Here is a 4395-nt window from a genome sequence, read left to right on the forward strand (position 1 = left end):
TCGGCGTTAATGGTCGCTTTCAGATTGGAAATCGGAAGATCAGGGTCGAGCGAGACTCCGCCGTCCATATAGCGGTGGCTCGCGATCAGGAAATTGGTGTCGATTGGAACGGCGGAATAGGAACGTGGCTCCATTTCCTGAGCGCGCGCTTCGCATCGCGACAGGATCAAGATCGCGCACACAGCTAACGCCGTCGCGCAGATTGCGCCAAAGAACCGGCCTCGACCCATCGAACGAAAAACCCCTGGCGACCGGACATGCGCCAGCCGGCGGTCCCTACGCCTGAGGCCTCAACATCGTCATGTCCGAAAAGTAACGCAAGCATTTTCAACGCGGGCCGCGACATTGAATGAGCGGAAGGCCGTCAAACCGGGTCGCTCATGATGGAACACGACGTTCCGCCTCTGTCATTTGCAAGCCAACGACAAATCCCGCGCATGATACATTGAGCCGCAGGCGCCGGACCAGACTGCGGGAGCCCCCCGGAGCAAACAAAACTTGCGTTTGCTTCGCTACGAAAATTGAAGCCAGAGAATGGCGTTTTGCGTCTGCAACAAATAGGCGCAAAAGCCCATGAAACAGATATTTGAATTCGTGAAAACGACAGTGCTTGGCGGCATTATCTTCTTGCTGCCCTTCGCCGCGACCATCCTTGTGGTCGTGAAGGTCGGGAAAATGGCTGTCGACGGCATCATGCCCCTTGCGGAACATCTCCCGATTCCAAAGACGCGAGCGGTGATCGCGACCTACGCAGGTGGGACGATATTGCTCGTGTTGGTGGGCTTTGCCGCCGGCATCTTTGTCCAGTCCAGGCGGGTCGAGAACCAGGCGGCGGCGTTTCTGGAAGGCAAGATTCTCAAGAAGCTCCCGCCCTATGTCGCGCTTGGCAAATATGCCGATCGCCTGACAGGGCTTGTGACGGCGACGGCCGCAGCCACAAGCCGATCCCGGCGCGTGACGGGAATGGATGGCGGCCCAATTGCTCACGCCGGAAAATATTCGCCGGCTCCGCTGTGACCCAATTCCGTTCTTCAGCGGTCGGCGCCACGCTCCCGGCGCGCAGGCATGGACGGCTTCGCTCGATCTCCCAATTCAATCGATGGGCCGCCGGAAATCCCGCCGGCCCTGATCCGGGCGACCGCCCTCGTCTTGCTACGCCGTTGAACGCGTCGCGGACGTTTTATTGGCAAGGATCCCAGAAGCCTTTGCGCTTGGTTGAGTCGGTATAATACCAGCAGTAATTGGGACCAGGCGCGCTCCCGGCCCATGCGGCCGCGGTCGCAGCGCCGACGACGCCTATGGCGGCGCCGGCGGCGATGGCCCCGCCCGCCGGCCACCAATAGCTTCCGGGACGCCTCCAGGCGCCTCCCCGATAATAGACATTGCCGCCGCGATACACGCCCCTGTTGACGTTCACGTTCCGGTTGATGTTGCGGTTGACGTTGACGTTGCGATTGACGCCGGCAGCCCGGTGGACGCCGCCGGCGCGATAAACGCCCCCGCCGCGGTGCATGCCGCCCGCGCGGACGCCGCCGCCACCGCCGCGACCGCGCGCGAAGATGATATGATCGTCCACATGGTCGACCTGGCCGATCCCCGGCATCGAGCCCAACGCTTCGGACGGCAGGGGAATCAGCCAAACGAGCGCGGCAACGAGCGCGCTTCCTGTCATGGTTATGCATTTCATCGGGTTTCCCTCCTCTTTTGCTTATCGAACAGGATAGGCGCAACTGCCGCCGGAAGCCCTTGATTTGAGTCAGGAAGATCTGGCGCGGACAAGCGAAGGCCGGCTTGGCGCCATCCGCGGTCGCGCCGCCAGGATTTCTCGCCGGAGCAGGACCAGGGCGCGGCGCGGGATCCATTTCATCATCCTCCTGGGCCTTTCGAGGCGCGCTACGCCACACGTCGGACGATTCAGCAATCGCGCACATCGGCAACGGGTTCCCGACCTCGATCGTAGGACAGATAACCTTATTTCAAATCAATGCCCTATACGAGCGGAAGTCTAGCTTGATCGCGTGCGATGCCGAGAGGGAGGAGGGTGGAATGTCTGACAAATCGGATCTTGTTTCCCTCCGGAATAGAGCGGCGTCAGTCGAGGCGCACCGGTCGTCATGAGCGCCGCTCAGGGAGGCGCGAAAATCGCACGAAGAGGCGTGAGGAACGGCGCCAATAAGCGCGTCGCGCTCACGCGTCGGAATTCCGCGCCACGCGAAGGGGAGCGCCATGCCGCGAGGCGTGGGGTGAAATGCGCTCCTGCGGCGCTATTGCAAATCTGGAAGCGCCCGCGCTGCGGCGGTCAGCCGCCAAGAGCGATCGCGATCGCCACGAGCGCAAGGCCCAAAGCGACGAGCGTCAATCCCGTCCGCCAGGGATCGGCGTCGATGATTGTCGCCCAGCGGTAACCGGCGACGAACAGAAGCGCCACGAGGAGAAAATTGGACACACGCAAGGCCAGCCATTCATTCCCCAGGAACAGAAATGGCAGGATGGCCGGAAGGCTCGTCGCGCTCACGAGAAGGAAAATTCCGGCCGCGCCTCTGAGATCGCCGCGCCGGAGTCCGGCGGGCAGCGGCCGAGCATTGAGCGATAGCCGGCGCATGGCGTCGTAAAGGCGTTCCCGATCCTCAGGCCGCGTCGTCTCGGCAAGGATCGGCTCCCACTCCTGCCGTATGGCGGATCGGGCGTCCTCTTCATTCCGCGCCAGCTGAACCCGACGCAGGAAGCGCGTGCGATAGCTCCGAAGCGTCTTGCGCCCCAGAAGGTAGAGCGCCGCATCGATAGAACCCCAGGCGATGTTGCAGCCAATCGCCGCCGCGACAATGGATTTCGGACTGATTTCCCCTTCCCGGCCGAGCAGGCTGGCTGCGAGCGTGAAGGTCAAAACCATCACAAGCCCGACGACGATTTCGGAGAGCGCTTCCTCCGGCTCAAGCTGATCGAACAATGATGATTTCAACCGCGCCTCGCGCTTGCATGGTTCCGATCAACCGATTGGCTCGCGTCGAGCGGCTCAACCGAAAGGAGCCCCGCGCCTGCCGCATTCGTCCTTGTCAACCGACCGAGGCGGTCGTCATGGCGCGTCTTCGGCCAATCCTTCGAAAGCGTGCACAGCGATCGCCGCGATCAATCCCATGAATACGATTCCAACAAGACCAATGCCCATCGCGCACAGGCGCGAGAGGAAATGTTTTGGGACGAAATCGCCATAGCCGATGGTATGTCCGGTAACGAACGTGAAATAGATCGACTCTCCCAACGACCAACTCTCGACATATCCCGCGATCAAGCCAAGGACGACTTCAATCCCAACAAGAAACGAGATGATCGGCCACACAATTTTCAACTGTTTCCACAAAGCTTTTCCGAAACGTCGCCGCATCTCGGCGTTGGTCAATTCGGACCGCGACATCCTTGCCTCCGACCTGTCTCAAACGAATCGTTTCGGGGCGAACGCTTCCGTCGGCCAGAAACGGGCTTCCAGCTTTTGCCCCAGGACAATATTCGATCGAAGAGCGCCTCACCATCGCCTGTCAGCGCGGCGGCCCTCATCGACGGCGCAGCCCCGCCCCGCGGGCTCGGTTGGATCGCCGCCGCGACCATCGGCAATATCTGGCGCGTCCGCGCGGAATCGACGATCTCGGTCCAATCTTCGCCGCCTCTTCCGAAACGAGCGGGACGTCAGGGCGGGCTCACGCTTTCCGATTTTGTCCAGCTCGAGAATAGCTCCCACATGACAGCGAGAATGATCGGCCCGAGGAACAGGCCTGTAACGCCATAAGAAATCGTGCCGCCGATGACGCCGACGAGGATGACCAGAATCGGAGTGGAGAGCCCACGGGTCATCACGAGCGGCTTGAGGAGATTATCGATGAAATTGACCGGAACCATATAGAGCGTGAACAGCAAGGCGTGAATGGTCTCCATCGACATCCAGGCCCAGATGATGGCGGGCAGAATGATCGGCGACGGGCCGATCTGGACGATTCCCAGGACCAGCGACGCCGACGTCAGCAATGTGGCGCCGGGAATGCCCGCAAAAGTAAAGCCTATTCCCGCAAGGACGGCCTGCAGCGCCGAAATGCCGATGACGCCGCGCGCGACGGTCCGGATCGTGGCGCCGGTCATGCTCACGAATTTGTCGCCACGCTCCATCGCGAGGCGCCGCCCGATTTTTCTGACGCCTTCGACCAGCGCGGGCGCCGGGGCCAGCAAAAATCCCGCGACGACAATGGCAAGGAACAATCGGAGCACGCTCGCCCCGGCGCCGGCGGCCAGCTGCAGGATGCCGGCGGCCGCCGATTTCAGTTGCGGGGCGATTTTCACGAGCGCCGCCTGCAGGTTCGCCGAGGCCAGCGCCCAGAACTGGTGCAATGGCTCGCCGATCAGCGGCCA

The 4395-nt window shown here is 61.8% G+C and carries 5 protein-coding genes; 1 reads left to right on the forward strand and 4 read right to left on the reverse strand.

Features of this window, described 5'->3' with window-relative positions; genetic code table 11:
• Positions 1-573 precede the first annotated feature (573 nt).
• A complete protein-coding gene (locus ACE3S9_RS15405) occupies positions 574-1017 on the forward strand; it encodes a hypothetical protein (protein ID WP_374547363.1) in 444 nt (147 codons plus the stop codon).
• Positions 1018-1180: 163 nt separating this feature from the next.
• Here ACE3S9_RS15405 and ACE3S9_RS15410 read toward each other — a convergent pair whose 3' ends face one another.
• The 4 genes from ACE3S9_RS15410 to ACE3S9_RS15425 all read right to left on the reverse strand — a co-directional run.
• Positions 1181-1687, reverse strand: coding sequence for a hypothetical protein (locus tag ACE3S9_RS15410; RefSeq protein WP_374547364.1), 507 nt, complete (start codon positions 1685-1687; stop codon positions 1181-1183).
• Positions 1688-2299: 612 nt separating this feature from the next.
• Positions 2300-2884, reverse strand: coding sequence for a VIT1/CCC1 transporter family protein (locus tag ACE3S9_RS15415; protein ID WP_374547365.1), 585 nt, complete (start codon positions 2882-2884; stop codon positions 2300-2302).
• Between the two features lie 189 nt (positions 2885-3073).
• Positions 3074-3412 carry a potassium channel family protein gene (locus ACE3S9_RS15420; protein WP_374547366.1) on the reverse strand — a complete coding sequence of 113 codons (339 nt, stop codon included), beginning with the start codon at positions 3410-3412 and terminating at the stop codon, positions 3074-3076.
• 269 nt (positions 3413-3681) lie between these two features.
• Positions 3682-4395: AI-2E family transporter (locus tag ACE3S9_RS15425; RefSeq protein WP_374547367.1), on the reverse strand; the 714-nt coding region annotated here is incomplete at its 5' end.

It is taken from the genome of Rhodoblastus sp. (genome assembly GCF_041915505.1).
In the GTDB taxonomy this organism is placed as follows: domain Bacteria; phylum Pseudomonadota; class Alphaproteobacteria; order Rhizobiales; family Beijerinckiaceae; genus Rhodoblastus.